Annotated in this window: 2 protein-coding genes; both read right to left on the reverse strand. The window is 25.3% G+C overall.

Annotated features, from left to right (window positions below):
- Positions 1 to 281: 281 nt before the first annotated feature.
- On the reverse strand, positions 282 to 3,062 hold the full coding sequence (locus RT575_RS15425) for a virulence factor SrfC family protein (RefSeq protein WP_313567232.1): 2,781 nt from the start codon (positions 3,060 to 3,062) through the stop codon (positions 282 to 284).
- A 2-nt stretch (positions 3,063 to 3,064) separates the two neighbouring features.
- Positions 3,065 to 6,064: a virulence factor SrfB gene (locus RT575_RS15430; RefSeq protein WP_313582024.1), complete on the reverse strand. Its 3,000-nt coding sequence runs from the start codon at positions 6,062 to 6,064 to the stop codon at positions 3,065 to 3,067.
- Positions 6,065 to 6,543: the final 479 nt, after the last annotated feature.

Raw genomic sequence — 6,543 nt, forward strand, 5'->3', positions numbered from 1 at the left:
ATATTAAATAAAAACTCTACTTTTAAGTGTTCTTAACAAGGGGAAGATTACACTTTCCATAAGCAAATTCTTCATACTGTGAACCTTGAGCATTTATAAGATTCGGATAAATAGAAAACCACTCCAAGTTATAACCACTTTTAATCGGTTTGGCTAATAAATTACGATATTGTTGATCAATATTGAATGTTAAAAAGTTTGTAATTCTATCGTAGTGATTAAAAAGATAATTATTATCATGAGATAATGGCAAATAATAATCTATAGCTATCTCGTAAAATTTATTCATATGTTAGTTGATAATTTGTTAAGTTCTGTATATAATTTTTTAATTCAGAATTAGCTTGTTCATCATAGTTAACAAATCCAGAATTTACTAATAAAGATATTCTCAAAAATTCTATCCATTTATTATATTTTTCGAGTACAATAGCTTCGGAATTGATTAAAATATCATCTTTAAACAGATTAGATATATCATTGTCAGGTACCTTCGATTTTTTATTAAAATTGGTGAACTGATTATTATTAGGTAAAGAATTTATATTCGCTATTTCTTCTTTTGATAAAAAATCTAAATCAAAATTGATTGTTATGTTATTTATTATTAATGAAAATAATTCTGACAAAAACTCTTCAACACCTCTATTACTTTCTGTTTCTGAAACTATTTCATTCATTACGATAAGTAATTTATTTTCAATCTTCCTATTTTTAATAATAGAAATAAAATGATTTGTTATAAAACTAATGCTATTTTGTGGCAAACCATTCGAAACAAAATATTGATAATTAGATATGTCTTCTAATTTTGTTGTCCAATGATCTAATAAAAGTTGTATATAAATTTCTGTTTTAGATTTAGATATTTTAGGAGAAAATAATTTCTGTTTATCAATATTTTGTTTAAGCAAAAACTCATCTACTTCTTCATTTGTTGATAACCACAAATTTGATTTCAATATATCTACTACTTCTTCATAAGATTTTGCATTGTTAAGCTCTGGATACTGTAAGAGCAAAATATTATTTTGATCAAAAGACTCTCTATTTGAATTTGAGGAGTCTATGACAATATTTTCATTTAACAAATTATAATTTTCAATTGGTTCTGAATGAAAGTTTTTCAAAAATGAATTAAAAGAATTGACATCTTTAGTCAGAATTGTATTAAATGAAAATTGAAAATTATTTACATTTTTCATATTATTTATCCTAAGAACAGAAATATCATCAGTCTGAACGAAAGTCGAAAGAAAAGATTTCAACTCATCTATTAGTCCGTTTAATTTACCTAAATAATAGTTTGTTTTGGAATAATTATTTGAAACTAAATTAAGATTTTGAATTATTCTTTGGGATCCATCTAAATTTATACTTGTAGATTCATCCCAAATCTCAACAGGATTGTTAAAATGATTTTTAGTAAAATCAAAATTTACAAAGGACTCTTTTAAAGCTTCTAAATAATCTAATCTTTCAATTTTTACATTATTTTCTGTTCCTTGAGTTTCGAAACCATCAAAAGTATCTGAAGAATATTTGTAATCTCTTAATAAATAAAAATTTTGGAAATAGCTGTTCATTAAAGTCCATTCCTCATCCCAATTTTTAGTTTGGGTAACAATTTCATTTTTAAAAAAGCGATTAAATCTAGTATCCCATTTATAGTTTAATGTGTTAAGATCTTCATTATAATTTAAATCATTTGTAATGTCAAACTTTAATTGATTATTAAAAAATGTAAAAATTACAAACAAAGGTGGAACTACAGCTTCTTTTAGAGAGTTTGTACGTTCTATTTTATTTTCTCCGATATTATTTACAATCCAATTATAAAGTAAAGATGGAATTTCATTGACATCTAATTGCTTGTCACTTGTACAAAACAATAAATTATTAATACTATAATTATCTGAGTATTTATTAAAAAGATAGGAAACCTTTCCTCTTAAAAGCATATCAGGAATCACTTGTTCATCAATATCTTCAAAATCTACCGAAAGTCTACTTCTTGCTCCTGGAAAGTCTAATAAGTCTGACTCTAAAAGAAATTGTTTATCATTGACTAATTCTTTTGGAACTGAAAAAATTAATTCTGAAGTTAATGCCGTTATTAAAGACTGTAATATAGAAACTGTATCTCCTTCTTCAGTTTTTATTTGAGTTAATTTTGTAGATGTAATTAGTTCTTTTAAACGCTGTACGTCTAAAATTTCTCCTTCTCCTCTTAATACTTCTTCAAATTTAATATAAGCAATTTTAGAAAAATTTAATTTACCTAAAGTTGTTATCAATAAAGTGTATAAATTATCTAGATGATTATTATTTAACCACAAAACATTGAAAATATTTAGCCATTGTTCTGGTTGAAAACCGTCAATAATAGTTCCTATTCTTTCAAAAAATTTAACCTCATTCAGACTTTCAAATAATAAACTATGTTTAGACAAATGGTTTTCAAAATACTCCTTAATTTCTAAAACATCAAAATCAGTTAAATAAAATTGTTTTGAGTCTTTGTAATTATTTTCTAAACTTTCTAAATGGAGATTTAATTCATCTAATGATAAATATTTCTTTATCTTTTTAAGATCCAAATAAAAACTATCTAAAACAATAATTAATATATCTTTTGCTGTAAGTAGTTTTATCTGAATTGGATAATCTTCGAATTTCTGATTTTGATCAATTGTAAAACGAGTTACAACACCTGTACTTTCTGCCCCTACTCCTGGTGGATTGATATCTTTTAAGAAATCGTAATCTATATTTTTATTTTTTATTAAAAATGGTTGACCTTCAGAACTTAATAAGTTTTTTATTAAATAAGATTTCCCTACTTGACTGCCTCCAAACACTGCCATAACAGGTTTAGCATCAATATTTTCTTGTATTCTATAAAATATATTTTTAGAATTTTTTAATTTTAATAAGACTTTGTCACGTTCTTCAAAGCGAAGGTGATTATTTGTCCAATCAATTAGTTTATCTACTATAGAAATATTGTTTTCTATACCAGATTTAATAGTATTTATAAAGTGTTCTGAATAATTTTTCATTTTTAATTATTTCTAATTCCTAAAGTAAACTCACAGGTATCCAGCCAGTATTCGTTTTCATTTCCAAGAGTTTGAGGTGTTAATTTGAAATATTTTATCGATAAGCTATCTCCTTCTTTATTTTCTATATTTTCAATCTTTATTTTTTCCTTTGACTCTTCATACTCTCTGGTAATCTCGATTTTTAATGGCAAATTTTCAAAAATCTTAGATTTAATTTTACTTATTTCAAGTTCATTATTTAGCAATTTTTCTTGAATGTATTCTTCGTCTATATTTAGATTATAAAGATTTGAAACTGGATAGTTTTTACTTTCATATTTTGAATAACCTATTTGATAAGGTAGCTTTTCTATTTGTATAGTTTGTTGGTTAATTTTAGGTGTTAACAATATTTCTGTACCATCAAATTCTTTTTTTACAATGTAATCGGCAGTAGATATTATTTCATTTTTTAGTGTTTCAATATTTAATTTTAAATCATCAAGATTTTTTAATCTACTTGCAGTTAATGAAATCATAGACCCTACAGTTACCATTGTCTTTGCATCTTCAACAAACCCTTTGTTATCAGAAAATGGGAACCACTTTCCTATCCAAAATGTATTCAAATTGATTAAATTTGTCGGAGTTATTGACAAATACTTTAGAAATAGATTTTCGGTGCTATTTAAAGACGAAGGCTTTCCTGATAAAACAATATAATCACAATTATAATGATTAAGAACAATAGATAATTGTTTGACTAATCCATCAAAAACTGAAGCTACAATTTGGTCGACTTTTTTTGGTTGAACAGTCCATTTAATATCTAAGAAATCAAACCCAAAATGTTTTTCAAAATAATTAATTAAATCTTTGTTAACAAATGGTTTACCTATTATTTCTTCGAACGTTTTAACTTCAACTTCTTTATTGTTTGCATGATCCAAATAATAAATTGCTATTGGAATGGCTACTTGATGAATGAATCCTTTTCTCATCATTTTCCCTAAATATCCAATCTTATTACTATCAGCACCAAAAAAACCATTTAGTTTATCTGATACATTTTTTATTCCTAATTTTAGTGCATGATTTTCTATCACACCTGTAGAACCTTCGTCATTAGGTTGATTTATAGAGCCTTCAATAATTATTTGTTGAATTATTTCTTTTAACAAATCATCTCCAGCTATTTTAAAACTATCCCAATATTTTGGTTTAGGCTCTAATTCTAGTGTTCTATGCTCTTTATTAAGTGAATAATCTGCAATCATAATATCAGTAGTACCAGCTCCTATATCTATAGATCCTACTGTTAAATTGGTTTTGTTATGAAAAACATAATTAGAAATGATGTAATGATTATTTTTAAATTTTTTAGAAATTAGACTATACAAAAACACAAGTTGACAATTGGTTGCTTCATCATACATCCAGTCTTTACGATCTTCTAACTGTGTGTTATCTTTTTTGATATCTTCTATAGATGGTATAATTTCAGGAAGTTCAAACCAAAATTTATTTTCATCAGTATCAAAATAGAAATTCACATAATTATTAAGAAGTTTACAAGCGTCTTCAGCTGCCTCTCTCAATGCTAACTGCTCGTATTGTATCATTGCGGTAGGACAAGAAATTGTAATTCTTCTTAAAGTTCTTGGAATAGTTAAATTACCATGTTCTTGTCTAAATTTATACGAATTTATCTGAACATACGCATGTATTAGCATTTCTAAGAAAACGAATTTCATCAAACTATTTCTAGAAAAAAGAGATTTAGAACCAAATATTTGCCCTTCTCTAGTTAGAGATCCATCTGCATTTAATTGCTCTGATATTCCATTCAAATAAACTTTCTTAATCCTATTTGTATAATCAGGAAAGAACTCCCATTCTTGTACAGACGGATTTTCATCCCATAAATATCGTTTAGGGCTCGAATTATAACTTTTTAATTCATAACCTAAGTCAAGATTTATCCCTTTGCTATTAATAACTTCATCAGCTTCAAAGCCTATTCTAATAAAACTTGGAATTACGAATTTGTTATTATGATATTTTTCTTTATTTATTTCTCCAAAATTTGATTCCTTAAAAATTAAATTCATCGGAAATGGATTATTGTATTCAATATGAGGATGAGTATAATCCTGAATAATTAATTTTTTTACTTTATCAAATTGAAAACCTTCAATATTTTCATTCTCAAATAATAAAGCACACGTTGAAGAATTTCCAACATCAACAACTAAATCAACGGGGATTTTTTTTGTGTCATCTGTGAATAACTGTATTTCAGGAAGATCTGTTACCCTTGATAACCATTTTAATAATAATAAATAATGCGCTAAATATTGTTTTAAAGGTTGCTCATATCTAAGGTCTTCATTTTTAGAATAAAAGACATCTGCAATATAACTTTCAATCCATTGTGTTTGACTATCTTCATTGTATAAGAAACTACTTATTAAACTTTCTTCAAAGTTTAATTTATATATATTTTCTTCAGGATTGTAGCTTAGTTGTGGGCTTGTATTGTCATATTCATTTTTGGCTAAGCTTGTATCTATTGCTAATACAAATTCTACTTTTGTAAAATCATCATTACATGTTAAATACAATCTAACCCAATCCGTAGGAAAAGTTAAATCCTTATTAATAGCGTTATCTTTGAAAAAAGGAATAGGTATCCACTTTTCATTAAAATGCTTAAGAACTTTTTTTAGATTAGATATTTCATAATAATCTGTTATTATTTTACAGTCGTCTAAATTTACATCACTTTTTAATTTATCATTTATAATAAAATCTTTTTCAATTAGTTCATTTTTTCGAAAAAACATTTCATTATCATCAACATTAACCCTAAAAAGTGGATCATAAATAAAATCAAGTAAATTATTATCAAAAGGTTGATGAAAAAATAATTTATTATGTTTTCCGAAATCTAATTCAACATTTCCTGAAAACTTATAATATTGTATACTCGAATTTGCAATTAATGAAATTCTTGACATGTTATTCTTTTTAATTGTTTTATTAATATTAACCCGATTGAATATTTCAATCATTTTTTTTATCCTTAGAGAACCATTTCATTTTTAAAAGGATGGAATTATCAAAAATAATATTTTTTTTAATATTTCTTTAACATTTAAAAATATTAATATTATTCCAATTTAATTTACGGTTTCACGTAATTTTAATAAAATAACAAAAATGTAATATTACTTAGAAGCAACATCTCTATAGAAACTTACAAAACAATTTGCTTTGACTCAATTTAGAAGTTAGGTAAGTATAATAGTGGATTCTACAAGTAAATGAAGAACTTTTATTATATTTGTTTTTGTTGAAAGAAATAAATTTTGAAGTAGAAATCGGACTAATGTCGGACTTTTGAGAAACAAAAAAAGTCAACTATCTATAAATAAGACAATTGGGATCAGTATCAAAAGTTGGGGACTACGCAAAAATTTGGGATAATCTGAAAAGG

It is taken from the genome of Chishuiella sp. (assembly GCF_032109125.1).
Taxonomy (GTDB): domain Bacteria; phylum Bacteroidota; class Bacteroidia; order Flavobacteriales; family Weeksellaceae; genus Empedobacter.

What these genes read in the sequence shown, in the direction of transcription:
- RT575_RS15430 (WP_313582024.1), bottom strand. Translation starts at nt 6,064, where the DNA reads ATGTCAAGAATTTCATTAATTGCAAATTCGAGTATACAATATTATAAG.
- RT575_RS15425 (WP_313567232.1), bottom strand. Translation starts at nt 3,062, where the DNA reads ATGAAAAATTATTCAGAACACTTTATAAATACTATTAAATCTGGTATA.